The following is a 25,391-nucleotide window of genomic DNA, read 5'->3' as shown; positions in this document are numbered from 1 at the left end:
TACGTTCATCGTCAGCGACATATAAGCCATTGAAAGATAACGCGAATGATGACGCCCTAAACACCTGCGGGCGATCCTTCTATCTTTTGTTTCAGTGGCATATGCCAGGGAAACGCGGCCAAGCGCTGCCTGAAAAACGTGCCAACAAGGACTGGGAAGCGTGAAAAAACTCTTTGTTAAAATCGCAGCGGTCGGCCTGCTTATGCTGGCGCCTGCCATAGCGCAGGCTGCCGAGGGCTACTCGACGGCGAACGTCAACATGCGTGCGGGTCCGAGCACCCGTTATCCTGCCGTCGCGGTCATCCCGGCCGGTTCTTCCGTCGAGATCCGCGGATGCCTTTCCGACGTCAACTGGTGCGACGTCGAATTCTATGGCGGCCGCGGCTGGGTTTCCGGCCAGTACGTCCAGGCCCTCTACCAACAGCGCCGCGTCTATGTCGGCCCGCAATATTACCGTCCGCTCGGCATTCCGATGATTCGCTTCAGCGTCGACAATTATTGGGACCGCTACTACCGCAACCGCGATTTCTATCGCGACCGTGACCGCTGGAACCGCGGCCCGGATTATTACTACCGCGACCGCGACAATCGGGATCGCGATGGAGATCGGGATAACCGGGATCGCGACCGCAACTGGCGCGAGCGGGATCGCGACCGAGATGGGCGCGACCGCGATCGTGACTGGCGCGACGACAATCAAAGGGACGATCGGCAAAGGGACGATCGGCAAAGAGGTGAACGGCAGAGGGACGACCGGAGAGGCGATGATCGCAGGCCGGACCGCAGGGACTTTGATTGCCGCCCCGGCGATCCCTCCTGCGACGAATGAAACAGAAAGGGGACGGCAGCGCCGTCCTCTCCGAGGCTTGAAGCCGGGGGCAAACACCCAAGAAAAAGCCCGGCGCTCCCATGAGGGATGCACCGGGCCTGATGTCGATCGGCGCGTGTTGAGGGGAGACGGCCGATCATGCGCGGGACGTGAGGGGTTGTCCCGCTTCTCCATAAACAATCGCGACGCCTATTGGTTCCGCCTCCTGCATTAATTCCTTAAATCGGAATCGAATTTAAGGATAAAATATGCAACAGTTCAAAGTGTTACGGCGTCCCTTGCGCCTCTCGAAAAGACGCGCGGCGCGGTAATCTACGTCGTCTCGCGTGTAATTCACCCCACGCACTTCGGGCCTTTGTTTTCACGACGCGCGCCGCTTCGCCGGAAAGCGCAAGACAGGAGCCGCGGGGGAAGCATCGACCCTCGAATGCGGTCACCGACAATTTGATGTGAGAGCATCGCGAGGCTCTTGTTTTGCGAGATTCTTTGTTGCAGTTTTGTGGCGTTGCGGATTGATTTTAATCCGTTCGAGGCTGGACCCTGATGACGCAAGACTACCTGGCTTTCTTCGGGCTTTTCGCCCCTCGGGCAGCCGCCACAGATGTTACCGTTTGGCATAAACACAACCCTGTTCTGCCTGTGCGCCTCACCGATGGGGCGAGCCTCAACCCTTCCGGCCAGATCTGGCGCCGCTTTCATCTGGGCGAGTGGGAATATAAGCAGGACCCGGAAACGCTCGACGATTACGAGGCCCGGCAGTTCTGAAAGCCAATGCTGTCGCCCGGCGCGATCTGCTTTACTTTCCATTATTAATACCCCGTTAAATCGCCGCATTTACAGTTCAGTCGGATGATCACGGCGGCACTCAAAGTGTTCCAGCGTCCTTTGCGCGTCTGAAAAGACGCGCGGCGCTGGAGAAGAGCACCGTTATGCGAAGCTGGCTTCGCGATCGAACATGGGGTGTGACCGGTCCGCGATGGCAGGCAGAGGCAGATCAGGCGACAGAATAGAACCGTCCTTCAGCGGCCGCCCGGCACGCGACGATGACGAATTCTCGCTCGATGCCGACGATCGCATTGCCGGAGGGCGATCCCAGCGCCGCGGCGGCTCGAAACCCCCGCCGCAACGTGCCGCCCCCCGGCGACGGCGCGAGCCACGGGAGCGCGAAGGCGGCGGCTTTTTCGGCTTCCTGCGCCGCGTGATCTACTGGTGCGTCGTGCTTTTCATCTGGGCCGGCATCGGCGTTGCCGGGCTTGTGGTCTATTATGGCTCGCGCATGCCGAGCGCCAGCACATGGGCGATCCCGGAGCGGCCGCCGAATGTGAAGATCACCGCTGTCGACGGCAGCGTCATCGCCAATCGTGGCGCCACCGGCGGCGAGGCGTTGTCGCTCGAAAACATGTCGCCCTATGTTCCGGAAGCCGTCATCGCCATCGAGGATCGGCGTTTCTATTCGCATTTCGGCGTTGATCCGCTCGGCCTCGGCCGGGCTGTTGTGACCAACCTCACGGCTGGCCACATGGTGCAGGGTGGCTCGACGCTGACGCAGCAGCTTGCCAAGAACCTCTTCCTCTCCCCGGAGAGGACGCTGGAACGTAAGGTCCAGGAGGTGCTGCTCTCGCTCTGGCTGGAGCAGAAATACACCAAGGACCAGATCCTTGCCATGTATCTCAACCGGGTGTTCTTCGGATCGAACGCCTATGGCGTCGAGGCGGCATCACGCCGCTACTTCAACAAATCGGCGCGTGACGTGAACCTCGGCGAGGCCGCGGTGCTGGCCGGCCTGCTCAAGGCGCCGTCGCGGCTTTCGCCGGCCCGCGATGCCGATGCGGCGAATGCCCGCGCCCAACTCGTGCTCGCAGCCATGCGCGAACAGGGCTTCATCACCGATTCCGAGGTCAAGACCGCGATGTCACAGACCCCGGCCTCGGCCAAGAGCTACTGGTCGGGCGCCGGGCACTATGTCGCCGACATGGTGATGGACGAGCTGCCGGGTCTGATCGGCGACGTCAAGGAAGACGTCATCGTCGATACGACCATCGACAAGTCGCTGGAAAAGAAAGCCGAGCAATCGCTGGTCGACGTGCTCGACAAGGAGGGCGGGAAGCTCGACGCCTCGCAGGCGGCCCTCGTCTCGATCGACGGCACCGGCGCGATTCGGGCGCTGGTCGGCGGCAGAGACTATGCGACGAGCCAGTTCAACCGCGCCGTCAAGGCCAAACGCCAGCCGGGTTCCTCGTTCAAGCCCTTCGTCTATGCGGCAGCGCTCGAGAAGGGGCTGACGCCCTATTCCGTGTTCAACGACGCGCCGATCCGGATCGGCGACTGGACGCCCGAAAATTACGAGAAGAAATACAATGGCGAAGTGACGCTGGCGACCGCGCTGGCCAAGTCGCTGAACACGGTGGCCGCCCAGCTGGTGATGTATGACGGGCCGGATCAGGTGATCAAGCTTGCCCACCGGCTCGGCATCGAAAGCGAGCTGCAGCCGAACGCCTCGATCGCGCTCGGTACGTCCGAGGTGTCGCTGATGGAACTTACCGCCTCCTATGCCGCCTTCATGAACGGCGGCTACAAGGCGACGCCGCACGTCATCCGCCGGGTGACGACGGCCGAGGGCAAGGTTCTCTACGAAAATACCTATGACAGCCCGCCGCGCGTGCTGTCCGAGCAGATCGTCGCCGAGATGGATGCAATGATGATGGGCGTCATCGACAACGGCACCGGCAAGAGCGCCAAGATCCCCGGCTGGCAGGCGGCGGGAAAGACCGGCACGACGCAGAATTCGCGCGACGCGCTCTTCGTCGGCTTCACCAGCAACCTCACCACGGGGGTCTGGTTCGGCAATGACGACGGCAAGCCGATGAAGAAGGTGACCGGCGGCGGCTTGCCCGCCAAGGCCTGGAAGGAATTCATGATCGCCGCCCACAAGGGTCTTTCGCCGGCACCGCTCTTCGGCAACGGCCAGTTGATCGCCGATCCGAACAATGGTCAGCCGATGGCGCAGGCACCGGGCGATGGCCAGTTGGGCAGCGGGCAACCGATGACGGCCGAGGCGCCGCCTTCGACGATCGGCGGTATCATTTCCGGCGTCTTCGGCGGCGGCGACAATGCAAACCGCTATCCGCAAGCGCCTGTCCGGCAGCAGGCGGCAAGCTCCGGCAATGGCCCGGTTCCGCCCGCAGACATTGCCGAAGGCGGCGGTTCGGGCTATGAGGGCGTGGTGCCGCCCGGGGATGTCGGGGGGGCGCAGACAACCTCTTCCGTCCAGCCGCGGCGAACGACGCTGCTCGATCTGATCATGGGCCAGTGAGACTTTGCTGCATGTCCAACACAAGCCCGATGCTCTAAAGCGCATCGTGATCTTTCAGAGTCGCTCCTCGCGCTTCAGGTCTTCGTTTTACGCATGTCGTCGTCGCAAGACCGCTTCACAGTTTTGCGCGACATGCTCTAAAAATCGGCCGCTTTCCGGACATGGGGCGACCTCTTTCCCGGCTACTGTAAAAATTGAACGCAACACATTCGTTTTGCTGGATTCCGGGGCATTTCTCGCCTTGCAGTCCAGAAAACCGCTCCTTATATACGCCGCATCACCGCAATCACGATTGCGTAATCTCAAGTAGACCCATCCCGTAAGGGGCTGTCAGGGAAATGCCTTCTCGGGGTTCCGACAGCTTGCTTCAAGGAGAGAATGACATGGCAAAAGTAATTGGTATCGACCTTGGAACGACGAATTCCTGCGTCGCAGTCATGGACGGCAAGGACGCGAAGGTTATCGAGAATGCGGAAGGTGCACGCACGACCCCTTCCATGGTGGCATTTTCCGAAGATGGCGAACGCCTCGTCGGCCAGCCGGCCAAGCGCCAGGCAGTCACCAACCCGACGAACACGCTCTTTGCGGTCAAGCGCCTGATCGGCCGCCGCTACGAAGATCCGACCGTCGAGAAGGACAAGCACCTCGTTCCCTTCACCATCGTCAAGGGCGACAATGGCGACGCCTGGGTCGAAGCCAATGGCAAGGGCTACTCGCCCGCACAGATTTCCGCGATGATCCTTCAGAAGATGAAGGAAACCGCCGAATCCTATCTCGGCGAAAAGGTCGAGAAGGCCGTCATCACCGTTCCCGCCTATTTCAACGACGCGCAGCGCCAGGCAACCAAGGATGCCGGCCGCATCGCCGGTCTTGAAGTTCTGCGCATCATCAACGAGCCGACCGCAGCAGCCCTCGCCTACGGCCTCGACAAGAAAGAAGGCAAGACGATTGCCGTCTACGACCTTGGCGGCGGCACCTTCGATATTTCGATCCTCGAGATCGGCGACGGCGTCTTCGAAGTGAAGTCCACCAACGGCGATACGTTCCTCGGCGGTGAAGACTTCGACATGCGCCTCGTCGAATATCTCGTTGGCGAATTCAAGAGGGACAACGGCATCGACCTGAAGAACGACAAGCTTGCCCTGCAGCGCCTCAAGGAAGCTGCGGAAAAGGCAAAGATCGAGCTTTCGTCCTCGCAGCAGACCGAAATCAACCTGCCGTTCATCACCGCCGACGCCTCCGGCCCGAAGCATCTGACGCTGAAGCTGACCCGCGCCAAGCTCGAGAGCCTGGTCGACGATCTCGTCCAGCGCACGATCGCGCCGTGCAAGGCAGCGCTCAAGGATGCCGGTGTCACCGCTGCCGAAATCGACGAAGTGGTTCTCGTCGGCGGCATGAGCCGCATGCCGAAGGTACAGGAAGTCGTCAAGCAGCTGTTCGGCAAGGAGCCGCACAAGGGCGTCAACCCGGATGAAGTGGTGGCGCTTGGTGCTGCCATCCAGGCCGGCGTTCTGCAGGGCGACGTCAAGGACGTCCTGCTCCTCGACGTGACGCCGCTGTCGCTCGGCATCGAGACCCTCGGTGGTGTCTTCACCCGCCTGATCGAACGCAACACGACGATCCCGACGAAGAAGAGCCAGACCTTCTCGACCGCCGAAGACAACCAGCAGGCCGTGACCATCCGCGTTTCGCAGGGCGAGCGTGAAATGGCTGCCGACAACAAGCTGCTCGGCCAGTTCGACCTCGTCGGTCTGCCGCCGTCGCCACGCGGCATGCCGCAGATCGAGGTCACCTTCGACATCGACGCCAACGGCATCGTGCAGGTTTCGGCCAAGGACAAGGGCACCGGCAAGGAACAGCAGATCCGCATCCAGGCTTCCGGCGGTCTTTCCGACGCCGACATCGAGAAGATGGTAAAGGATGCCGAAGCCCATGCCACCGAAGACAAGAAGCGCCGCGAGGCGGTCGAAGCCCGGAACCAGGCTGAAAGCCTGATCCATTCCTCGGAAAAGTCGCTGAAGGATTACGGTGACAAGGTTTCCGAGGCCGACCGCACCGCGATCTCGGATGCGATTGCCGCGCTGAAGACGGCGTCGGAAGCGTCGGAGCCCGATGCCGACGACATTAAGGCCAAGACCCAGACGCTGATGGAAGTGTCGATGAAGCTCGGCCAGGCGATCTATGAAGCACAGCAGGCCGAAGGCGGCGCTGCTGGCGATGCCTCCGCGGAAGGCGGCGACAATGTCGTCGATGCCGACTACGAGGAAATCAAGGACGACGACCGCAAGAAGTCCGCGTAATCCGCGACGGCGTGGTTATGCTTCAACACCTGATCCGGCTGCTCACCATGGCAGCCGGAAAATCCATTTCCGGGGTTTAATCCTTAATGGCAAAAGCGGACTTTTACGAAACTCTGGGTGTAGCCAAGTCGGCGGACGAAAAAGAGCTGAAAAGCGCCTTCCGCAAACTGGCGATGAAATTTCATCCGGACAAAAACCCGGATGACAAGGACGCCGAGCGGAAGTTCAAGGAAATCAACGAAGCCTACGAGATGCTCAAGGACCCGCAGAAGCGGGCGGCCTATGATCGCTATGGCCATGCGGCCTTCGAACATGGCGGCATGGGCGGCGGCGGTGGCGGCGGATTTGCCGGCGGCGGTTTCTCCGACATCTTCGAAGATATCTTCGGCGAAATGATGGGTGGCGGGCGCGCGCGCCAGCGCTCGTCGGGTGGTCGCGAGCGTGGCGCCGATCTTCGCTACAACATGGAAATAACGCTGGAAGAATCTTTCTCCGGCAAGACGGCGCAGATCCGCGTTCCCACCTCGATCACGTGCGACGTCTGTTCGGGTTCGGGCGCCAAGCCCGGCACACAGCCGAAGAACTGCGGCACCTGCCAGGGAACGGGGCGCGTGCGCGCGGCACAGGGATTTTTCTCGATCGAGCGGACTTGCCCGACCTGCCACGGCCGCGGCCAGATCATTCCCGATCCCTGCCCGAAGTGCCACGGCCAGGGCCGGGTGACGGAAGAGCGTTCGCTCTCGGTCAATATTCCTGCCGGCATCGAGGACGGCACCCGCATCCGGCTGCAGGGCGAAGGCGAAGCCGGCGCTCGCGGCGGACCGGCGGGCGACCTCTATATCTTCCTGTCCGTCAAACCGCATGAATTCTACCAGCGCGACGGAGCCGATCTTTATTGCGCCGTTCCGATCTCGATGACGACGGCCGCGCTCGGCGGCACCTTCGACGTGGCGACGCTCGACGGCACCAAGTCGCGCGTGACCGTGCCTGAGGGCACGCAGGTCGGCAAACAGTTCCGCCTCAAGGGCAAGGGCATGCCGGTGCTGCGTTCGGTGCAGACGGGCGACCTCTACATCCAGATTCAGATCGAGACGCCGCAAAAGCTCACCAAGCGCCAACGCGAACTGCTTCAGGAATTCGAGCAGCTTTCCTCCAAGGAGAACAATCCGGAATCGACGGGCTTCTTTGCCCGGATGAAGGAATTCTTCGAAGGCTGAGCCGCGATCGACACGCCCATTTCGAAAGCCGGGGACGGAAATGTCTCCGGTTTTTTTGTTCCCGGAATCCCGATTTGCGACATTCGCCGCCCGCGCCGGCCAATCTGTCCCGGATCGACACGGCGGCGGACGGGAAGACGACTTGCGTTAACGCAGCCAGATAATGCCGCTTGCAAGTTTTCCAAATGAATTCAGTCTCTGCGGTCAGCGCATAACCCCGAAGATCGGAATCGGTTTTTGGGGTTATGCGCCAAATCAAAGCGTAGAGCGTCCTTAGCGCTCTAGCGGGGGACAACCAAACCAAGGGTATCGACCATGGCGCCAGCCTTTTCCTCTCAGTCCGAAGACGTCGACGTTCTCGCCGGCGCCATCTATACTTGGTGCGCCGAGCGCAACATCAAGCTTCGCAGCCAGCAGGGCCTTTCAATCGCCAACATCGCGATCGACCTCTATCATGCCGGCCACCAGACGCAGGACGATCTGCTGATGGCGCTGCACGACCGAGAGATTCACTAAAGCGCGTCGCATCGAACCTGAGCCAGGCGACCTGTTTCCTGGTCTTGTCTTGATGCACACCGTCCTCCCAAAACCGCTGCCCGCATTGGTCCGAGATCATCCAGACCTCGAACAGGTCGTGCTTTTCCGTGGGAATCCTGATTGCCCGCTGCATACATTCTTAAATCGGAACCGATTTAGGGACAAAATCATGCAGCAATTCAAAGTCCTACAGCGTCCTTGCGGCGCTCGAACGCGTGGCGCTGTCGTGGAATCAGGCGGCGGTTTCGGACACTTCGCCAGTCATGAGGGTGACGATGGTCTTGACCGCTTCCTTGCCCGCCGGTGAGTTCAGCTTGTCGTAGCTCAGCGCAAGCGCATAGGCGTCGGGGCTGAGTTCGACACGGCTGCCGAATGGTGACATGCCGGCACCCTCGAAAAGAGCAGAGATCTCAACGTCGAGAAAAACCGCGATCTGATGCAGCTTGCTGGCGGAAACGCGGTTCGTTCCCTTTTCGTATTTCTGGATCTGCTGGAAAGTCAGTCCGAGTGCTTCGCCAAGCTCAAGTTGGGAAACACGGCGAAGGGCGCGAAACTGTCTGACGTTGCGACCGACGATAATATCAACCGGATCTGGCACTTCATCACTCTCTTATACATAAACGTTCCGTTTACCATATCGTTTGCACCGGATAACTCAATCCTGCAGTTGCAAAATTCAACCGACTTTTTTTGGGCTTTACGTTACGTCAATAGCCTTAAAGGATGGCAGCAAACCCTGAATATCCGGAGCTTGGAGGCATTGACAGTGCCTGTCGGCGGTATCGGCCTGGCGATGTCAGACCGTCTCCGATGGTTGTATTTTTAGCAGAATTTCGAAAGTGTCATGGCTGCAGTTACACCGGGAGGATGTCGGATACCAGGACCTCGGTCACGGATCATCTGGAATATATGTCCTGTGTGGTGCCAGCTCCCGCGTCCCTGACTTCCGGCAGCACCGACGGTAGACGATCCACGGCCAGAAAGCTGCCAGCCTTGCCATCAGCGCCGCTTCGGCTTAGCTGTCACGCTTTACGATTCCGGACATTCGATGCCGCACAAGGTTTCTCTTTCCCGCCTGAAGCTGACAGACTTCCGCAACTATGCGGCGGCGGCCCTTACCCTTGATGGTCGGCATGCCGTGCTGACGGGAGATAACGGCGCCGGCAAGACCAATCTCATGGAGGCAGTCTCTCTGCTTTCGCCCGGCCGCGGCCTGCGCCGTGCGGCCTATGGCGATATTACCCGCGTCGGCGCGGCCGGCGGCTTTTCGATCTTTGCCGCGCTCGACGGCATGGAGGGCGACGTCGAGATCGGCACCGGCATCGAAACGAGCGAGGAGACCACCGCCCGTAGGCTGCGCATCAATGGCACGACGGCAAAGACTGCCGACGAACTGACCGACCATCTGCGCCTTCTCTGGCTGACACCGGCGATGGACGGCCTCTTTACCGGCGCCTCTTCCGACCGGCGCCGCTTTCTCGACCGGCTGGTGCTGTCACTCGATCCCGCCCATGGCCGCCGCGCCAGCGATTTCGAGCGCGCCATGCGCAGCCGCAACAAATTGCTGGACGAAGGCCGCTTCGACCCCTCCTGGCTTGCCGGCATCGAGGAACAGATGGCAAGCCTCGGCATCGCCATGGCGCTCGCCCGGCAGGAGATGCTCGGCCTACTGACCCGGCTGATCGAGGAAACACGGGAGAGCTCGCCCTTCCCCTCGGCATCGCTGCAGCTCTCGGGCTTCATGGACGGTCAGTTCTCGCGCCCCTCGGTCGACCTCGAAGATGACTACGCGGCGATGCTGGCAGAGAGCCGCTACCGCGATGCCGGCGCGGGGCGCACGCTCGAGGGGCCGCACCGGGCCGATCTCATCGTGCATCACCGCGAAAAGGCGATGGAGGCGGAACGTTGCTCCACCGGCGAGCAGAAAGCGCTGCTTGTCGGCCTGGTGCTTGCGCATGCGCGGCTCGTCGGCAATCTCACCGGCCATGCGCCGATCCTGCTGCTCGACGAGATCGCAGCGCATCTCGACGAGGGCCGCCGCGCCGCGCTGTTCGACCTTATCGACGGGCTCGGCGGCCAGGCCTTCATGACCGGAACGGATCGCGCGATGTTTTCAGCGCTCGGCGACAGGGCGCAGTTCTTCACGGTTGCCGACGGAAGGGTGTTCGAATGACCGAGGCGGCTTTTCCCGGCGTCCGGCATCATGATAACATCGGCGCCATGGAACCGCTCAGCCCGGAAGAAATAGCGCGGTATCACCGCCACATCCTGCTCCCCGAGATCGGCGGCGCCGGCCAGCAGAAACTGAAAGCCGCCCGCGTGCTGGTGATCGGCGCCGGCGGCCTCGGTGCACCGGTCCTGCAATATCTGGCCGCAGCCGGCGTCGGCACGCTCGGTATCGTCGACGACGACCGGGTGTCGTTATCGAACCTGCAGCGCCAGGTGATCCATGATTCCGGCACGATCGGCGAGCTGAAGACGGAGAGTGCCGCCTTCGCCATCGCCAGGCTCAATCCGCATGTCCGACTGATCCGCTTCGAGGAACGCTTTTCCCCGGAGGCAGGCCGCCGTCAGCTCTCCGGCTTCGATCTGCTGATCGACGGCTCCGACAATTTCGACACGCGTTATGCCGCCGCCGATGCAGCGGAAGAAGCGCGCATCCCGCTCGTCACCGGCGCCGTTGGGCGTTTCGACGGCTCGCTGACGGTTCTCAAGCCCTATGAGACGGCTGAGGACGGAACGTCCAACCCTAGATATCGCGACCTATTTCCGGAAGCGCCGCCGCCGGGGCTGATTCCCGCCTGCGCCGAGGCCGGCATCATCGGCGCGCTGACAGGCGTCATCGGCACGATGATGGCGATGGAGGCGATCAAGCTCGTCACCGGCACCGGCGAACCGCTGGTCGGACGGTTGCTGCTCTACGACGCGCTCTCGGCCCGCTTCGACACGGTTCGCTACAAACGACGCCGTACAACATAAAGACCGGCCGGATGACGATTATTCATCTTGATCATAGCTTCACGCGCTGGGACGAATTGTTGGCACTGATCCTTTCTGCCTTCGCCTCGATGAATGGCAGGATCGACCCGCCATCTTCGGCGCTCAAGCTGACAACCGAGTCACTGGCCGAAAAGGCCAGGGCCGAGATCGGCCATGTCGCCATCGACGGCGAAAAGCTGATCGGCTGCCTCTTCCTGCGGCCGGAGGCCGATTGTCTCTATGTCGGCAAGCTCGCCGTCCTGCCTGAGATGCAGGGCAAGGGCCTCGGCAAGCGGCTGCTGGCGATTGCCGAGGAGACGGCTGCGGCGCTCGGTCTTTCCGCTTTGCGGCTGGAAACGCGGATTGAACTCACCGACAATCACGCCGTCTTCGCCGCCTGGGGATTTTCCAGAACCGCCGAAAAGGCGCATCCCGGTTTTGCCAGGACGACATTTGTCGAGATGCGCAAGGTCCTTGCGGCTCCGATCCGCGTCACCTGATTTACAGCGTTCTTCAACGCCCCGGCAGCACGCGATTCGGCGGCCTGTGGCCGTCGATGAAGGTGCGGATATTGATGATGACCTTGTCGCCCATGTCGATCCGGCCTTCGATCGTCGCCGAACTCATATGCGGCAGCAGCACGACCTTGCCCTCATTGGCGAGCTTGATGAGCTTCGGATTGACCGCAGGCTCGTTTTCGAAGACGTCGAGGCCGGCGCCGGCAATCCGGCCCTCCCTCAGGCACTTGATCAGCGCAGCTTCATCGACCACGTCGCCGCGCGCGGTGTTGACGAGATAGGCTGTCGGCTGCAGCAGCGCCAGACGGCGGGCCGAGATCAGGTGGAAGGTCGCCGGCGTCGACGGACAATTGATCGAAACGATGTCGACGCGGGCGAGCATCTGGTCGAGGCTTTCCCAATAGGTCGCCTCCAGCTCGTCCTCGACGGCCGGATTGACGCGCTTGCGGTTGTGGTAGTGGATCGACAGGCCGAAAGCCTTGGCGCGGCGGGCCACCGCCGTGCCGATGCGGCCCATGCCGACGATGCCGATGCGCTTGCCGTGAATGCGCCGGCCGAGCATCCAGGTGGGAGACCAGCCTGCCCATTCGCCCGGCTTGTCGGTCAGCACGCGCGCACCTTCGCCGAGCCTTCTCGGGACCGCGAGAATCAGCGCCACGGTCATATCGGCGGTGTCTTCGGTCAGGACGTTCGGCGTGTTGGTGACGGTGATGCCCTTGCGCGCAGCCGCCTCGACGTCGATGTGATCGGTGCCGTTGGAGAAGCTCGCAATCAGCTTCATCTGCGGTCCCGCCTGCTCGATCAGCGCCGCGTCGATGCGATCGGTGACGGTCGGCACCAGCACGTCGGCGGTCTTGACCGCGGCGATAAGCTCGGGAACGGAACGCGGCGCGTCGTCGATATTCAGCTCGGCGTCGAAGAGTTCGCGCATGCGGGTTTCGACGGCATCCGGCAGCTTGCGGGTGATGTAGACCTTCGGTTTTTTCTTCGCTGTCATGGCTGCCTGTGGTGCCTTGTTCAGAGGTCTTTAACCAAGAGGGGTGATAATTTTCCCATTCCGGGCATTTTCTACCAGACCCGCACGCGAAGACAAACAAAACTCGCGGTGCAGCCGGGGAATGTCAAAGCCCGGACCGCGAGCAGGCCGGGCCTGCCCGCGAATTCGAGCAAACGGAAACTTCCATGCGCAGCAAAGTCCTGAAGTCCTGCCTCGCCCTTGCCATCGCTCTGGCTGCATCCGTGGGAAGCGTCGAGCTCGCCCATGCGCAGGCGGCCAAGGGACCAAGCGGACTGCCATTGCCGCGTTTCGTCACGCTGAAATCCAAGCGCGTCAACCTGCGCATCGGTCCGGGAACGGATTACGCCGTTTCGTGGATGTACCTGAAATCCGGTCTGCCGGTGGAGATCATTCAGGAATACGACAACTGGCGCCGCATCCGCGATGCCGACGGCACCGAAGGCTGGGTCAACCAGTCGCTGCTGTCCGGCCAACGCGCGGCGATTGCCGCCCCGTGGATGAAGACCAAGGGCAAAGGCGTCTATGTCAATCTGCGCCGCGAGGCGCAGCCCTCCGCCTCGATCGTTGCCAAGCTGGAACCCGGCGTGATGATCACCATCGGCGAATGCAACGGCGACTGGTGCCGCGCCGAAACCGACGGCGCCTCAGGCTGGGTGGCGCAGTCGGAGATCTGGGGCGCCTATCCCGGCGAAGCGTTCAAATAAGCCCTGCCCGTTTGGCGGCCTCGGAAAGCGAGGTCATCGGGCGCGGGCCGATCTGCTGGATGACGATGCCGGCAGCCAGGCAACCGAGCTTGCCGCAATCCTCCAAAGAACGTCCCTGCGTGTAGCCATAGAGGAAGCCGGAGGCGAACAGATCGCCGGCACCCGTCGTATCCACGACTTCCTTGATCCGGATCGCATCGACGTAAAAACGCTCACGGCCCTTCAGGATGACGGCACCATTCTCGCTCATCGTCACGGCGGCGATCTTGCAATCGGCGGCGATCCTGTTCAGCGCCTCCTCGAAATCGTCGGTCTCGTAGAGCGACAGCGCTTCCTGGCGATTGGCGAAGACGATATCGACCTTGCCGGAGCGCATCAGATCGAGGAATTCGCCGCGATAGCGGTCGACGCAGAAGCTGTCGGACAACGTCATCGACATCTCACGGCCGTTTTCATGGGCGATGCGGGCACAATCGAGGATGGCTTCCTTGGCGCGCGGCGGATCCCAGAGATAACCTTCGAAATAAGTGACCTTGGCGTCAGCCACGACGTCGACCTCGACGTCTTCCGGGCCGAGCTCGACGCAAGCCCCGAGATAGGTGTTCATCGAGCGCTCGCCATCCTCGGTGACGAAGATCATCGAACGTGCCGTCGGCGGGAAGGTGCCCTTGGGCTGGGTCTGGTAGTGGACGCCCTGGGCGCGGATATCGTGCGTGAAAATGTCACCAAGCTGATCTTGGGCGACATTGCCGAAATAGGCAGCCTTGCCGCCGAGGTTAGCCACGCCCGCCGCCGTGTTGCCGGCGCTGCCGCCGGAGGCTTCGAGCGCCGGTCCCATGCGCGAATACAAGAGTTCGGCACGTTCGGCATCGATGAGGTTCATCGCCGCCTTGGTGATCTGGTTGTCAATGAGGAACTGGTCGTCGCAACGGGCAATGATATCCACGATTGCGTTGCCGACTGTCAGAACATCGAATCTTGTCATGAAATGGGGGGTCCCGGATTTTGTGATAGCCGGGGTTTGGTCTTAGCGAAATTTCCGCGGTTTGGAAGGATAAATGGTGGATGGCGCATCTATTTCTTCGCAAAAGTGCCGCCTATTCGTCATGTCCCTGTCATTTTCCAAATCTAGAAATACTCGCAAGAAGACCGGCATGAGCAGCTTCAGTTGCAGCCGGGCGCACGAGGGATGATCCCTTCGATCTTACCGGCGCGATGCTGACCACGGATGAACTGGCAGCTTCGTGATCCGGGTTTCCGGCAAGACCGGAGCGGAAAAGCGGGCTATGCCCGCTTTTTTTGTTTTGCCTATGCGCCTGATTGGACGGTGATTGCCTTTTCAATCCAAACAGTTTGCTGCTACTGCATAATTCCTTAAATCGGAATCGATTTAAGGAATTATGCAGCAATTCAAAGTGCTACAGCGTCCTTTGCGCGCCTGAAAAGACGCGCGGCGCTGTAGACGTCGAATACTCCCCCGCGCAGAGCAGCCTCCCCTATGTCAGCCATCATTCTCGACGTCCTTCCCATCTTCATTCTGATTCTCATCGGCTGGGTGATCGTCCGCAGCGGGTTGATGGCGTCGAATGTCGGCGAAGCGCTCAGCGAATTCGTCTTCAAGATCGCCGTACCGCTTCTGCTCTTCCGCACCATCGCCGAGGCGGATTTTCATGGCGCCTCGCCTTTTCGTCTCTGGATCGTCTATTTTTCCGGCGTCGCCATTACCTGGACGGCGGGCCATATCGCCGCCACACGCCTCTTCGGCCGCGACGAACGGATCGGCGTGCTGGCCGGCGTTTCCTCGGCCTTCGCCAACAATATCTTCATCGGTCTGCCGCTGGTCGAGCGGACCGTCGGCGACGAAGGGTTGGTGGCGCTGTCGATCCTGCTTGCCGTACATCTACCCGTGATGATGGTCGCCGGAACCGTCCTGATGGAGCATGCCGAGCGCAAGATCGCCGGCAAAAGCGATCGCAGCATGGTGCTCGTGCTTCGCCAGATCGCGGTCAATCTCGTGCGCAACCCGCTGGTGATCGGGCTTGCGGCCGGTATGGCCATGCACCTTTCCGGTCTCACCATGCCGACGACGGTGGCCACGGTCGTCGGGCAGATCGCCGGCATTGCCGGTCCGGCGGCGCTGATATCGCTCGGCATGGCTCTGGAGAGATACGGCATCTCCGGCAATCTCGGCATCGCCAGCGTCACCTCGACCTTGAAGCTGCTGCTGCTGCCCGGCTGCGTGTGGGCGGCGAGCCATCTCCTCGGTCTCAGTCCCGAATGGACGGCAGCGATCGTGCTGACTTCCTCCGTCCCGACAGGCGTCAACGCCTGGCTGATCGCCAATCGCTTCGGCGTCGGTCACAGCCTCGCCGCCTCGACGATCACGGTGACGACGGCGCTCGGCGCCATCACGGTCTCGCTCTGGGCCTATTTCCTCGGCGCCTAGAACGCTTCCGCTTTTCATGGAAACGCAGAACCGCTCTAGCCTTTTGTTTCTACGCAATTCCGGACGGAAAACCGCTTCGCACTTTTCCTGGAATTGCTCTAAAGCGCGTCGTAATCTTTCAGATTCGCTCCTCGCGCTTGAGGTCTTTGTTTTACGCATGTCGTTAGCGCAAAACCGCTGCACAGTTTTGCGCGGCGTGCTTTAAGCGGCTCCGCGCATAACGAAAAGCCCGGCTTGCGGGCCGGGCTTCGATGTCACGCGATTGTCTGCCGCGTCACTGCGTCGCGGCGTTCGGATCTGGCAGCGGCACCGGCGAATCGGCGAGCGTGTGCAGGTAGAGGATTACGTTAGCGCGGTCCTGATCCTTCGCCAGACCGGCGAAGCCCATGGCGGTGCCCGGAACGTCCTTTTTCGGCGCCAGCAGGAACTTGTTGAGAAATTCGAAAGTCCACTTCTCGCTGCTGCCCTTGGAGAAGTCCTTCATGGCAGCGGAATAGGCGAAGCCTGCATGCGAGGCGATCGGGCGATCTACGACACCAAAGAGGTTGGGACCGACCTTGTTCGGCCCCCCTTTGGTGCCGTCATGACAGGCCTGACACTTCTTGAAGACCGTTTCACCGGCCTTGGCATCTGCAGAAGCGAGCAATTGCGCGATCGGAACAGCAACGGCAGGCGCAGCCTCACCGCCAGCGGCGGGCGCCTCTTCGGCAACGATCGCGAAACCTTCCTTTTCCGGTGCTTCGGAATGGAAGATCCCTTCGGACGCGATGGAGACCGACATCAGAACGAAAATCGTTCCGAGCAGCGCCCCCACGGCCGTATTGACGTATGAATTCATCTGCAATGCTCCCCTTGCAGCCGGCAGACCATAAACCGGACCATCTTGAAATCGCGCGGAACCTATGTCTTTTGGTTGATCGTTGCAACTGTCTAAATGGTCTTGTGCGTGAGACTTTTTGACACTTTTCAGCCCGGAATAGAAGGCCCGAACAATGAGTGATTCAAATTTAGACGGCGTGCTCGTATTGATCCCGGCGCGCATGGCCTCCACTAGGCTTCCGGGCAAGCCGCTGGCCGATATTTGCGGCCTGCCGATGATCGTCCAGGTGGCGCTGCGGGCCAGGGAGGCGGCCATCGGCCGCGTCGTCGTCGCCGTCGACGACAGCCAGGTATTCGATGCGGTGGCCGCCGCCGGCTTCGAAGTCGTCATGACCCGCACGGATCACCAATCGGGTTCTGATCGGATCTTTGAGGCGCTGACGAAAGTCGATCCGGACGGAAAGGCGAAGATCATCGTCAACGTCCAGGGCGATCTGCCGACGATCGATCCGGAAACGGTGCGCGCGGCGTTGCGCCCTCTCGAGAACGAGGCGGTCGATATCGGGACGCTGACGACCGAAATCGACAATGAGGAGGATAAGACCGCGCCGCACATCGTCAAGATCGTCGGCTCGCCGATTTCCGACGCCCGGCTGCACGCGCTCTACTTCACGCGGGCAACCGCCCCTTACGGCCAAGGGCCGCTCTACCACCATATCGGCCTTTATGCTTATCGGCGCACGGCGCTCGAACGGTTCGTCTCGCTCGGTCCTTCGACGCTCGAAAAGCGCGAATCGCTGGAGCAGCTACGGGCGCTGGAAGCCGGGATGCGCATCGACGCCGAGATCGTTGACACGGTTCCGCTCGGTGTCGATACTCCCGCCGACCTCGAAAAAGCGCGGCGCATCCTCTCCGCAAAGTCGAACTGACGGAACCATCATGAACATCAAGACCAACAGGATCGCCTTCCAGGGCGAATTCGGCGCCAATTCCGATATGGCCAGCCGCGACATGTTTCCGACCATGGAGCCGCTGCCCTGCCAGACCTTCGAGGATGCGTTCACGGCGGTCGACAACGGCGACGCCGATATCGCGATGATCCCGATCGAGAACACGATCGCCGGGCGCGTCGCCGATATCCACCATCTGCTGCCGGAGTCGCGGCTGCACATTATCGGCGAATATTTCATGCCGATCCGCTTCCAGCTGATGGTGCTGCCCGGTGTCACCAAGGACGAAATCCGCACGGTGCACAGCCATATCCACGCGCTCGGCCAGTGCCGGAAGATCGTTCGCGCCAATGGCTGGAAGCCGGTGATCGCCGGCGATACGGCAGGGGCGGCAAAGCTCGTCAAGGAAACCGGCGACCGCTCGATGGCCGCCTTGGCACCACGCCTTGCCGCCGATCTCTATGGGCTCGAGATCATTGCCGAAAATGTCGAGGATACCGAAAACAATGTGACCCGTTTCGTCGTCCTGTCCCGCGACGAGGAATGGGCGCAGCGGAATTCGGCGGAAGAAAAGGTCGTCACTACCTTCGTCTTCAACGTCCGCAACATTCCGGCCGCGCTCTACAAGGCGCTCGGCGGCTTTGCCACCAACAACATCAACATGACGAAGCTCGAAAGCTATCAGCTCGGCGGAAAATTCGTGGCGACGCAGTTTTACGCCGATATCGAAGGCCATCCGAACGATCCGAACGTGCGCCGGGCGTTGGAGGAACTGCGGTTCTTTTCCGAGAAAGTCCGCATCCTCGGCGTCTACAAGGGGCATGCGATGCGAGGCCTGCTGTAAGGCAAGCCCCGCAAGTCGCCTGAATTATTTATCCGGCTCACAGACACGCAGCCGATGCCCATCCGGATCGAGCACGACGAAGGTCGGGCCGAAATCCAGTTCGGTCAGTTCCTGGGCGATCGGCAGACCGCGCTGGCGCCAGTCTTCATAATGCCTGGCGACGGCATTTTCTCCTTCGACCATGAAGGCCACTTCGCCTCGATTGCCGATGGCGGAGGGCTGCGGCTCGACCTTGCTGCGCCGCCAAAGGCCGAGTGTGAAGCCGCCCTCAAGCGGAAAAGCGACGAAATTCGGCGCTTCCACGGCCGGTTCGCGATTGAGCAGGTTCCGGTAGAAGCTCGCGCTTTCACCTGGGTCCTTGACGTAAAGAATAATGAGATTAGGGCTGGTCATTTCGGTTCTCCCGTTGTTGTAGAATGGGGCCGCCAGAATCACCTGCTGACAATAAATGGCAGCAGAGTGCAGAGGGCGCAGCGATCGCAACGCCCCGTTCTCGTCGGGTGGAATGTTGATAAGGCCAGGGTGGCCTAAAGCGGTCGCGATCTTCAGATTCGCTCCTGGCGCTTTAGGTCTTTGTTTTTACGCATGTCGTTGTCGCAAAAACGCGGCACACTTTTGCGCGACATGCTTTAGCGCGGGAAACGGTCCTCGCAATGCGGGTCGCGTCCATCCATGAAGCCAAGGTCGCGCTTCAGGTAGTCCGGGGTTGTTTCAAGGTCGAGGCTGGTGCGGTCTCCCCTGCGAAATCGGAAAAAGTTCATCAACAAGTCCAGCAGGCCGGAGCGCGCTGACTGGCGGACATCGGCAAAAGTCTCGGCCGAAATGACATCGGCAAAGGACTCGGCAGCAAAACGGTCGTTCGCGAAATGAATGGCTGGAGGCATTACCATGATCAGTTCTCCTTTCCTGTTGGATTGGTACTGATAATAACCCCTCCTGCTGACAGTTTATGGCAGCAGCGTTCAGTTCTCCATCGGCACGTCCTGCGTCTCGCGCCATTCCTTGAGGAGCACCGTGCGGCGGCGCGGATAACGCACCTCGTGCAAGGCCATGTCGATGATGCGATCGGTGCGGAAATGGCGAAAATCCTGGCGCAGTTCGCACCAGGCCATGAGGACCCGCACATGCTCGTAATAGCCGAGCCCGAAAGGCCAGACGCGGCGGCGCGAGATACGGCCCTGCTCGTCGCCATAATGCAGTTCGAGGATACGCTCCAGGCGGATCGCCCTGCGGATGGCCGAGACGTCAGCCTTGTCCTCGTCCCTGCGTTTGGGACCGACGAAAAGTGCTGCCGAATCGATCATCTCTCGCATATCGGCCGGCAGCACGGCGGCAATCTTGGCCAGCGCGTCGGCGCCGGCGCCGGCAAGGCGCGGCTCGGCGGCGCGGGCCACCCAGCGCGAGCCGAGCACCAATGCCTCCAGCTCTTCTTCGGAAAACATCATCGGCGGCAGCATGAAGCCGGGCTTCAGCACATAACCGATGCCGGCTTCGCCTTCGATCATCGCGCCCTGGGCCTGCAGGCTGGCAATATCGCGATAGAGCGTGCGCAGGCTCACCCCGGTCTCTTGTGCCAGCACCGTGCCAGTCACCGGCCGCCGGTAACGCCGGAGCGTCTGGAGCAGCGTCAGCAGCCGTTCTGAGCGGGCGACCGGCATGACGCTACCGCTTCCACTCCACCCAGTCGCGCATCAGGCGATGGGCGATCGCCCCTTTCGGCGGCGAGGCCTTGCCTGTCGCGCTCGGGCGTTCCAGCATCTCGATCGTTTCCTCGCGGGTGAACCAGCGACAATCCTCCAGTTCCGTCTCGTCGCGGCTGATTTCGGTGGATTTCGCCTCGGCGTAACAACCGATCATCAGGGAATGCGGCATCGGCCAGGGCTGCGAGGCGTGGTAGCGGATGCGGCCGGTGCGGATGCCCGATTCCTCCAGCGTTTCGCGACGCACGGCGTTCTCGATGGTCTCGCCGGGTTCGAGGAAGCCGGCAAGACAGGAATACATGCCCGGCGCGAAATGCGGGCTGCGGCCGAGCAGGCAGAGGTCGCGCTGCTCATCGACCGTCAGCATGATGACGACGGGATCGGTGCGGGGGAAGATCATGTGCTCGCAGGCGGCGCAGACACGCTTGTAGCCGCCGATATGGATCTCCATTGCCGAGCCGCAGCGGCCGCAGAAGCGGTTGTCGCCGTTCCAGCGGATGAGGCTTGCGGCCTGGGCGAATTCGCCGAGCAACACTTCGTCGATCAGCATTTCGCGAAACAGCGTGCGGCCGTCGGCAGGCTTGTACTGGCTGGTAAGGTCGTCGACATCGATGCCGACGGGAACGGCAAGGCGCGGCTCGCCGGTCTTGCGGTAGCCGAGAAGCACCGTTTCATCCCAATCCGGCTGCAATCCCTGCAGCTCATAGCGGGCAAAGAGCGGGTCGAGCACCTGGCCGTCATGCTTCAGCACCAGCTTATCCCCCGCGAAGGCGAAGATATGGGTGCCTTCCTTAGCCAGCGCCTTTTCGACGGATTGTTCATCGCGATGTTCGGAATCGCGATTGAGGTCGTTGGCGGCAAAGGCCGTGAGATTGCTGGGTTCCGGATGCGGCACATCCGAATCGAAAAGCGAATGACTCATGATGAAAGGGCTTCCCGCAGCTTCGCTATAAGTTCGTCTCTCTTTCCGTCCTCGTAGGGCTCCGCGCGCCCAAAGCCCCAGACGGGACCCGGCCAGTTCGCATCGCCTTCGAAGCGGGCAATGACATGAACATGAAGCTGGCGGACGATATTGCCAAGAGCCCCGACATTGATTTTTGTCGCGCCGGTGATCTCCTTCAGCGCCTTAGCGACCAGCTCCGTCTCGAAGGCAAGCAGCACCTGGTCGAGCGGCGTCAGCTCGAAGATTTCCGTGATCCCAGCCCGGCGCGGCACGAGAATGAGCCAGGGCCAGCGGCCATCCCTCGACAATCTCAGATCGCAGAGACCGGTGACCATGATGCTGACGCTGTCGTTTTCCAGCCGAGGGTCGAGCGCGAAACCTTTCAAAGGGCATTCTCCTCATGTTTTCCAACGACTAGCAGTTTTTTTGCATGTTGGCTTGCTTTTGATGACGATATTGCCGATATGTGCATCCGGGAGGTTGGTGGTGGACGAGCCACTCGCCAACCGGGTCAGGTCCGGAAGGAAGCAGCCCTAACGAGCCCGGCACGGGTCATCGTGCCAGCCTCCCACCTTCTCTCCACGAAGTGCCCGACGATCCGGGCGACAAGCAGGGCGATGAGCGACACCGAGCGACAATCAAAAGATGCCGCCTCGACGGGCACCGGATACCGGGTGCTGGCTCGCAAATACCGCCCCAAGGATTTCACGGACTTGATGGTCGGCCAGGAGCCGATGGTCCGCACCCTCACCAACGCCTTCGAAACCGGCCGCATCGCGCAGGCCTATATGCTGACCGGTGTGCGCGGTGTCGGCAAGACGACGACGGCGCGCATCCTGGCGCGGGCGTTGAACTACAAGACATCGGAAATCGACAAGCCGACGATCGACCTTCGCACGCCAGGCGAGCATTGCCAGGCGATCATGGAAGGCCGCCATGTCGACGTGATCGAGATGGATGCCGCCTCCCACACCGGTATCGACGATATCCGCGAGATCATCGAGCAGGTGCGCTACCGGCCGGTTTCGGCGCGCTACAAGGTCTATATCATCGACGAAGTGCATATGCTGTCGACGCAGGCCTTCAACGGCCTGTTGAAGACGCTGGAAGAGCCGCCGGAGCATGTGAAGTTCATCTTCGCCACCACCGAGATCCGCAAGGTGCCGATCACCGTGCTGTCGCGCTGCCAGCGTTTCGACCTGCGCCGCATCAGCGCCTCCGATCTCGTCGGGCTGTTCACGACGATCGCGGCAAAGGAAGGCATCGAGGCGGAAGCCGACGCGCTGGCGATGATCGCGCGTGCTGCCGAAGGCTCGGCGCGCGACGGCCTGTCGCTGCTCGACCAGGCGATCGCCCATGGCGCGGGCGTCGTGCAGGCGGAAGCCGTGCGCGGCATGCTCGGCCTTGCCGACCGCGCCCGGATCGTCGATCTCTTCCAGCATATCGTCAAAGGCGATGTGGCCGCCGCACTCGGCGAATTCCAGAACCAATACGAAGCCGGCGCCAATCCGGTGGTGGTGCTGACCGATCTTGCCGATTTCACCCATCTGGTGACGCGGCTGAAATATGTGCCTGATGCGGCCAACGACCCTTCGCTCAGCGAGGTCGAGCGCACCAAGGCGGCGGAATTCGCCAAGGGCGTTGCGGTGACGACGCTGTCGCGCATCTGGCAGATGCTGCTCAAGGGCATTCCGGAAACGGAAGGCTCGTCGCGGACGGCAGGGGCAGCCGAGATGGTGCTGATCCGGCTTGCACATGCCGCGCATCTGCCGGCGCCCGAAGACGCAGCGCGGCGGCTTGCCGAATTTACCGGCGACAATGCCGGCCCCCGGCCCGCGGCTCCGCCGTCCGGCAATGGCGGCGGCAACGGGACACGGGTTTCCTATCAGAACAGTGTCGTGGCGCGTGCCGCGGAAACCGCACCGAGCCCGCCACAGCCTTCCGCGCCGGTGGCGATGCTGCGTGCCGTGCCGAGCAGCCAGCCCGAGACCATGTCTGTCGGGCGGATCGAGCCAAAGCCGGCGGAAGCCCTGAAGCCGCTCGTCCCGGTCAATTCGGTCAATGATATCGTCAACCTCGCCACCGAGAAACGCGATCCGAAGCTGAAGGCGATGGTGCGCACCTTCCTGCGCCCCGTCCGGATTGAAGCCGGCCGGCTCGACGTCAGCCTGGCTCCCGGTGCGCCGACGACGCTGCTCAACGAGCTTGCCGTCAAGCTGAAGGAATGGACCGGCATCCACTGGATCGTCAGCCTCAGCCGCGACGAGGGCCAGCCGACGCTTGTCGAAGCGGAGGCCAGGACCCGGGAACAGCATGTGATCGACGCGCGCCAGGACCCTGACGTGGCGGCAATCCTTGCGCATTTTCCGGGTGCCAAGATCATCGACGTGCGCGTACGGGCGCCCGAACCGGAGGAGGAAGGCGAGGCGACGCCGCCGGCCGCCGCTGAATCCGAGGAAGGTGACATCCTGCCCGGCGACGATATAGAATTCTAGGTTTCAACAAGGAGCGAGACGATGCGCGACATCATGGGTATGATGGGCAAAGTCAAGGAAATGCAGGCCAAGATGGAGCAGATGCAGGCGGAGATCGCCGAGCTCACGGCTGAAGGTAAGGCAGGTGGCGGCCTCGTCGCCGTCGTCATATCGGGCAAGGGCGAGCTGAAGAGCCTGAAGATCGATCCGTCACTGTTCAAGGAAGACGATGTCGAGATCCTCGAAGACCTGATCGTCGCCGCCCACAAGGACGCCAAGGACAAGGCCGAGGCGCTGGCCGCCGAAAAGACCAAGGCGCTGACGGCCGGCCTGCCGATCCCACCCGGCTTCAAGCTGCCATTCTGAGGGGCGAATAGCTCGATCCTTCGAGCATTTCCGTTTTCTTCGGACAGAAATGCTCTATCTCTTTGTTTTCAAGCAATTCCCGGCGCAAAACCGCGCTATACTTTTGCTGGAATTGCTCTCATATTTTTCGGCAACTAATTTCATAGATCTCATAAGGTTTTTCATGAAGATCGCCGGCGTTTTTCGCCTTTGCCTCGCCGCTGCTCTGGCCGCGCCGACGGCTGTCAATGCAGGCCAGTGCGATCCCAGCAAGCCTGTTTATATCTTTGACCAGTTTGATTCAGGCGACGACACCAAGGTTTTCTACAAGGTGCGTGATGGTGAACACCCCTTCTATGCCCAGCTGATAAGATTTGAAACCTGGCGAAAATCTAAGTTGGTCTGGTCTATCGATGGCTCCGTAATATGCAGCGATGTCATTCCGATGTGCGATTTGACCTTGGCCTCCTCCAATAAAAGTGCCCCTGGTTCCGCGATTAACGACTGCCTCAAGGAGTTGGAGCAGCAGCAGGATACGCCGACAACAAAGATAGCCTTTGTGATCCCCGTCACCGAGATTTCCACAAAGCATGAAACGTCGCATATCGCATTCGGCTTATTGACTGCTCTTTCCTTAGCGTGCAGAAAGCACTTGGATATCCACGTCGAGCGGAAGGCATTGCTGGTCGAAGACGAACGTAACGGCATGTTCGTGTTGCCGCCTTTCGTACGGCGGGTTCCGTGCTTGAAATAACTGGCGCGCCCACGCCGACATGATGGCGCTGCGGTAGAAACCGCTCTTAGCGTTACGCTTCCAGCAAGGCCCGCAGCTTGTAGTGAATTGGAGCGGCAAGATATCGCGCCCGATCCGTCTCCGAAAGCCGCCGGCCGAAAGTTTCCATCAGCTCCGGCATCGTCACCTTCTCTCCCGCAAAGGGTTGATGGCTCACCGGCATTCCCGTCTTGACCACACCGCCCCGGATAACGCGACAATAGATGCCGGGACGGGCGGCGACGGTATAGCGCTTGACGAATTTCGGATCGGCCATCCTAGCGGCGAAGGTCGCGCAAGGGATACGGCATGCGGTGACTTCGAGGATGAGATTTTCGACGACGAAGCGGTCGCCGACGGCGACGTCGCGATTGTCGAGATCCGATATCACCATGTTTTCGCCGAAGGTGCCAGGCTCGTGCGGCCGGCCGAGTTCCGTGGCCCACCAATCAAGCGTCAGCGATCCCTCGACATAAACAGCCTGGTCGACGCCACCATGGTGTTTGCGGTTGCAGATCCCATCGCCGACCAGACCTTCGGCATCGATCATCACCGCGCCGTTGACGGCATGTTTGAAGATGCCGGTCTTGTAGCTCTTGCCCGGCAGTCTTTCGGGATTGCCGGTGCACAAGGCCAGGATTTTCATGGGATGGCCAATCCTTCCGCGATTCCGTTTCCGTTCC

At 61.2% G+C, this 25,391-nt stretch carries 26 protein-coding genes and 1 other RNA gene; 17 read left to right on the top strand and 10 right to left on the bottom strand.

Features of this window, described 5'->3' with window-relative positions; genetic code table 11:
- Positions 1-160: 160 nt before the first annotated feature.
- The 6 genes from CUJ84_RS23120 to CUJ84_RS23095 all read left to right on the top strand — a co-directional run bounded on the left by CUJ84_RS23120 (position 161) and on the right by CUJ84_RS23095 (position 8,175).
- Positions 161-829: an SH3 domain-containing protein gene (locus CUJ84_RS23120; RefSeq protein ID WP_105007859.1), complete on the top strand. Its 669-nt coding sequence runs from the start codon at positions 161-163 to the stop codon at positions 827-829.
- A gap of 543 nt (positions 830-1,372) precedes the next feature.
- Entirely contained in the window at positions 1,373-1,594 is a 222-nt protein-coding gene (locus tag CUJ84_RS23115; protein WP_105007858.1) for a hypothetical protein, read from the top strand.
- A 211-nt stretch (positions 1,595-1,805) separates the two neighbouring features.
- Positions 1,806-4,142 carry a transglycosylase domain-containing protein gene (locus tag CUJ84_RS23110; protein ID WP_105007857.1) on the top strand — a complete coding sequence of 779 codons (2,337 nt, stop codon included), beginning with the start codon at positions 1,806-1,808 and terminating at the stop codon, positions 4,140-4,142.
- 383 nt (positions 4,143-4,525) lie between these two features.
- A complete protein-coding gene (dnaK, locus tag CUJ84_RS23105) occupies positions 4,526-6,442 on the top strand; it encodes a molecular chaperone DnaK (protein WP_003555813.1) in 1,917 nt (638 codons plus the stop codon).
- Between the two features lie 86 nt (positions 6,443-6,528).
- Positions 6,529-7,659, top strand: coding sequence for a molecular chaperone DnaJ (gene dnaJ / locus CUJ84_RS23100; protein ID WP_027682218.1), 1,131 nt, complete (start codon positions 6,529-6,531; stop codon positions 7,657-7,659).
- A gap of 315 nt (positions 7,660-7,974) precedes the next feature.
- Positions 7,975-8,175 carry a hypothetical protein gene (locus tag CUJ84_RS23095; protein ID WP_027682219.1) on the top strand — a complete coding sequence of 67 codons (201 nt, stop codon included), beginning with the start codon at positions 7,975-7,977 and terminating at the stop codon, positions 8,173-8,175.
- A 253-nt stretch (positions 8,176-8,428) separates the two neighbouring features.
- Here the strand turns inward: CUJ84_RS23095 and CUJ84_RS23090 are convergent, their stop codons facing one another.
- Positions 8,429-8,794 carry a helix-turn-helix domain-containing protein gene (locus CUJ84_RS23090; RefSeq protein ID WP_027682220.1) on the bottom strand — a complete coding sequence of 122 codons (366 nt, stop codon included), beginning with the start codon at positions 8,792-8,794 and terminating at the stop codon, positions 8,429-8,431.
- Between the two features lie 450 nt (positions 8,795-9,244).
- Between CUJ84_RS23090 and recF the strand changes: the two genes are divergently transcribed.
- Genes recF through CUJ84_RS23075 form a run of 3 tightly spaced genes read left to right on the top strand, consistent with a single transcriptional unit; the run spans position 9,245 to position 11,675 of the window.
- On the top strand, positions 9,245-10,369 hold the full coding sequence (recF, locus tag CUJ84_RS23085; RefSeq protein ID WP_105007856.1) for a DNA replication/repair protein RecF: 1,125 nt from the start codon (positions 9,245-9,247) through the stop codon (positions 10,367-10,369).
- Positions 10,366-11,175: a molybdopterin-synthase adenylyltransferase MoeB gene (locus CUJ84_RS23080; protein WP_105007855.1), complete on the top strand. Its 810-nt coding sequence runs from the start codon at positions 10,366-10,368 to the stop codon at positions 11,173-11,175. The genes recF and CUJ84_RS23080 overlap by 4 nt, the downstream gene beginning before the upstream one ends.
- Before the next feature lie 11 nt (positions 11,176-11,186).
- Entirely contained in the window at positions 11,187-11,675 is a 489-nt protein-coding gene (locus tag CUJ84_RS23075; protein WP_105007854.1) for a GNAT family N-acetyltransferase, read from the top strand.
- Between the two features lie 13 nt (positions 11,676-11,688).
- On the opposite strand, the gene CUJ84_RS23070 is transcribed toward CUJ84_RS23075, so the two are convergent.
- Positions 11,689-12,690 (bottom strand): 2-hydroxyacid dehydrogenase, encoded by a 1,002-nt coding sequence (locus CUJ84_RS23070; protein ID WP_105007853.1) that lies wholly within the window; start codon positions 12,688-12,690, stop codon positions 11,689-11,691.
- 185 nt (positions 12,691-12,875) lie between these two features.
- On the opposite strand from CUJ84_RS23070, the gene CUJ84_RS23065 reads away from it, so the two are divergent.
- Positions 12,876-13,415 (top strand): SH3 domain-containing protein, encoded by a 540-nt coding sequence (locus CUJ84_RS23065; protein ID WP_105007852.1) that lies wholly within the window; start codon positions 12,876-12,878, stop codon positions 13,413-13,415.
- On the opposite strand, the gene CUJ84_RS23060 is transcribed toward CUJ84_RS23065, so the two are convergent.
- A complete protein-coding gene (locus CUJ84_RS23060; RefSeq protein ID WP_027682224.1) occupies positions 13,408-14,400 on the bottom strand; it encodes an adenosine kinase in 993 nt (330 codons plus the stop codon). The two genes, CUJ84_RS23065 and CUJ84_RS23060, sit on opposite strands and share 8 nt — an antisense overlap.
- 513 nt (positions 14,401-14,913) lie before the next feature.
- On the opposite strand from CUJ84_RS23060, the gene CUJ84_RS23055 reads away from it, so the two are divergent.
- Complete coding sequence (locus tag CUJ84_RS23055) at positions 14,914-15,861, top strand: AEC family transporter (RefSeq protein ID WP_105007851.1); 948 nt, start codon at positions 14,914-14,916, stop codon at positions 15,859-15,861.
- 274 nt (positions 15,862-16,135) lie between these two features.
- On the opposite strand, the gene CUJ84_RS23050 is transcribed toward CUJ84_RS23055, so the two are convergent.
- The gene (locus CUJ84_RS23050; protein ID WP_105007850.1) at positions 16,136-16,699 is read right to left on the bottom strand and encodes a c-type cytochrome; all 564 of its coding nucleotides are present in this window, start codon (positions 16,697-16,699) and stop codon (positions 16,136-16,138) included.
- A gap of 154 nt (positions 16,700-16,853) precedes the next feature.
- On the opposite strand from CUJ84_RS23050, the gene CUJ84_RS23045 reads away from it, so the two are divergent.
- The gene (locus tag CUJ84_RS23045; protein WP_105007849.1) at positions 16,854-17,609 is read left to right on the top strand and encodes a 3-deoxy-manno-octulosonate cytidylyltransferase; all 756 of its coding nucleotides are present in this window, start codon (positions 16,854-16,856) and stop codon (positions 17,607-17,609) included.
- A 10-nt stretch (positions 17,610-17,619) separates the two neighbouring features.
- Positions 17,620-18,474, top strand: coding sequence for a prephenate dehydratase (locus CUJ84_RS23040; protein WP_018070385.1), 855 nt, complete (start codon positions 17,620-17,622; stop codon positions 18,472-18,474).
- A gap of 24 nt (positions 18,475-18,498) precedes the next feature.
- Here the strand turns inward: CUJ84_RS23040 and CUJ84_RS23035 are convergent, their stop codons facing one another.
- From CUJ84_RS23035 to CUJ84_RS23015, 5 genes are all read right to left on the bottom strand, one after another.
- Positions 18,499-18,867, bottom strand: coding sequence for a VOC family protein (locus CUJ84_RS23035; protein ID WP_003555800.1), 369 nt, complete (start codon positions 18,865-18,867; stop codon positions 18,499-18,501).
- A gap of 236 nt (positions 18,868-19,103) precedes the next feature.
- Positions 19,104-19,364, bottom strand: coding sequence for a hypothetical protein (locus CUJ84_RS23030; protein ID WP_105007848.1), 261 nt, complete (start codon positions 19,362-19,364; stop codon positions 19,104-19,106).
- A 72-nt stretch (positions 19,365-19,436) separates the two neighbouring features.
- Positions 19,437-20,132, bottom strand: coding sequence for a helix-turn-helix transcriptional regulator (locus tag CUJ84_RS23025; protein WP_011649958.1), 696 nt, complete (start codon positions 20,130-20,132; stop codon positions 19,437-19,439).
- Between the two features lie 4 nt (positions 20,133-20,136).
- A complete protein-coding gene (nudC, locus tag CUJ84_RS23020; protein ID WP_018244271.1) occupies positions 20,137-21,096 on the bottom strand; it encodes an NAD(+) diphosphatase in 960 nt (319 codons plus the stop codon).
- Positions 21,093-21,503 (bottom strand): HIT domain-containing protein, encoded by a 411-nt coding sequence (locus CUJ84_RS23015; RefSeq protein WP_105007847.1) that lies wholly within the window; start codon positions 21,501-21,503, stop codon positions 21,093-21,095. The genes nudC and CUJ84_RS23015 overlap by 4 nt, the downstream gene beginning before the upstream one ends.
- Before the next feature lie 89 nt (positions 21,504-21,592).
- Between CUJ84_RS23015 and ffs the strand changes: the two genes are divergently transcribed.
- From ffs to CUJ84_RS22995, 4 genes are all read left to right on the top strand, one after another.
- An RNA gene (gene ffs, locus CUJ84_RS23010) (signal recognition particle sRNA small type) lies at positions 21,593-21,689 on the top strand.
- A gap of 45 nt (positions 21,690-21,734) precedes the next feature.
- Entirely contained in the window at positions 21,735-23,612 is a 1,878-nt protein-coding gene (locus CUJ84_RS23005; RefSeq protein WP_105007846.1) for a DNA polymerase III subunit gamma/tau, read from the top strand.
- A 21-nt stretch (positions 23,613-23,633) separates the two neighbouring features.
- Positions 23,634-23,957 carry a YbaB/EbfC family nucleoid-associated protein gene (locus CUJ84_RS23000; protein ID WP_003555794.1) on the top strand — a complete coding sequence of 108 codons (324 nt, stop codon included), beginning with the start codon at positions 23,634-23,636 and terminating at the stop codon, positions 23,955-23,957.
- Between the two features lie 49 nt (positions 23,958-24,006).
- Positions 24,007-24,690, top strand: a complete 684-nt coding sequence (locus CUJ84_RS22995; RefSeq protein WP_245457503.1) for a hypothetical protein — start codon at positions 24,007-24,009, stop codon at positions 24,688-24,690.
- Between the two features lie 52 nt (positions 24,691-24,742).
- Here the strand turns inward: CUJ84_RS22995 and CUJ84_RS22990 are convergent, their stop codons facing one another.
- Complete coding sequence (locus CUJ84_RS22990) at positions 24,743-25,354, bottom strand: MOSC domain-containing protein (protein ID WP_197728660.1); 612 nt, start codon at positions 25,352-25,354, stop codon at positions 24,743-24,745.
- Between the last annotated feature and the right edge of the window lie 37 nt (positions 25,355-25,391).

Origin of the sequence: Rhizobium leguminosarum, from assembly GCF_002953715.1 — a bacterium.
Classification (GTDB): Bacteria; Pseudomonadota; Alphaproteobacteria; order Rhizobiales; family Rhizobiaceae; genus Rhizobium; species Rhizobium leguminosarum_V.
The sequence above is the reverse complement of the archived record's forward strand: the minus strand, read 5'-3'. Positions and strand labels throughout refer to the sequence as shown.

Excerpts from the sequence above, each read along its gene's own strand:
- CUJ84_RS22990 (WP_197728660.1), bottom strand. The coding sequence starts at position 25,354 with ATGAAAATCCTGGCCTTGTGCACCGGCAATCCCGAAAGACTGCCGGGC.
- CUJ84_RS23030 (WP_105007848.1), bottom strand. The coding sequence starts at position 19,364 with ATGGTAATGCCTCCAGCCATTCATTTCGCGAACGACCGTTTTGCTGCC.
- CUJ84_RS23080 (WP_105007855.1), top strand. The coding sequence starts at position 10,366 with ATGACCGAGGCGGCTTTTCCCGGCGTCCGGCATCATGATAACATCGGC.
- nudC (WP_018244271.1), bottom strand. The coding sequence starts at position 21,096 with ATGAGTCATTCGCTTTTCGATTCGGATGTGCCGCATCCGGAACCCAGC.
- CUJ84_RS23025 (WP_011649958.1), bottom strand. The coding sequence starts at position 20,132 with ATGCCGGTCGCCCGCTCAGAACGGCTGCTGACGCTGCTCCAGACGCTC.
- recF (WP_105007856.1), top strand. The coding sequence starts at position 9,245 with ATGCCGCACAAGGTTTCTCTTTCCCGCCTGAAGCTGACAGACTTCCGC.
- CUJ84_RS23070 (WP_105007853.1), bottom strand. The coding sequence starts at position 12,690 with ATGACAGCGAAGAAAAAACCGAAGGTCTACATCACCCGCAAGCTGCCG.
- CUJ84_RS23075 (WP_105007854.1), top strand. The coding sequence starts at position 11,187 with ATGACGATTATTCATCTTGATCATAGCTTCACGCGCTGGGACGAATTG.
- CUJ84_RS23005 (WP_105007846.1), top strand. The coding sequence starts at position 21,735 with ATGAGCGACACCGAGCGACAATCAAAAGATGCCGCCTCGACGGGCACC.
- dnaJ (WP_027682218.1), top strand. The coding sequence starts at position 6,529 with ATGGCAAAAGCGGACTTTTACGAAACTCTGGGTGTAGCCAAGTCGGCG.
- CUJ84_RS23035 (WP_003555800.1), bottom strand. The coding sequence starts at position 18,867 with ATGACCAGCCCTAATCTCATTATTCTTTACGTCAAGGACCCAGGTGAA.
- CUJ84_RS23065 (WP_105007852.1), top strand. The coding sequence starts at position 12,876 with ATGCGCAGCAAAGTCCTGAAGTCCTGCCTCGCCCTTGCCATCGCTCTG.
- CUJ84_RS23000 (WP_003555794.1), top strand. The coding sequence starts at position 23,634 with ATGCGCGACATCATGGGTATGATGGGCAAAGTCAAGGAAATGCAGGCC.
- dnaK (WP_003555813.1), top strand. The coding sequence starts at position 4,526 with ATGGCAAAAGTAATTGGTATCGACCTTGGAACGACGAATTCCTGCGTC.
- CUJ84_RS23055 (WP_105007851.1), top strand. The coding sequence starts at position 14,914 with ATGTCAGCCATCATTCTCGACGTCCTTCCCATCTTCATTCTGATTCTC.
- CUJ84_RS23060 (WP_027682224.1), bottom strand. The coding sequence starts at position 14,400 with ATGACAAGATTCGATGTTCTGACAGTCGGCAACGCAATCGTGGATATC.
- CUJ84_RS23110 (WP_105007857.1), top strand. The coding sequence starts at position 1,806 with ATGGCAGGCAGAGGCAGATCAGGCGACAGAATAGAACCGTCCTTCAGC.
- CUJ84_RS23040 (WP_018070385.1), top strand. The coding sequence starts at position 17,620 with ATGAACATCAAGACCAACAGGATCGCCTTCCAGGGCGAATTCGGCGCC.
- CUJ84_RS23115 (WP_105007858.1), top strand. The coding sequence starts at position 1,373 with ATGACGCAAGACTACCTGGCTTTCTTCGGGCTTTTCGCCCCTCGGGCA.
- CUJ84_RS23050 (WP_105007850.1), bottom strand. The coding sequence starts at position 16,699 with ATGAATTCATACGTCAATACGGCCGTGGGGGCGCTGCTCGGAACGATT.
- CUJ84_RS23095 (WP_027682219.1), top strand. The coding sequence starts at position 7,975 with ATGGCGCCAGCCTTTTCCTCTCAGTCCGAAGACGTCGACGTTCTCGCC.
- CUJ84_RS22995 (WP_245457503.1), top strand. The coding sequence starts at position 24,007 with ATGCTCTATCTCTTTGTTTTCAAGCAATTCCCGGCGCAAAACCGCGCT.
- CUJ84_RS23045 (WP_105007849.1), top strand. The coding sequence starts at position 16,854 with ATGAGTGATTCAAATTTAGACGGCGTGCTCGTATTGATCCCGGCGCGC.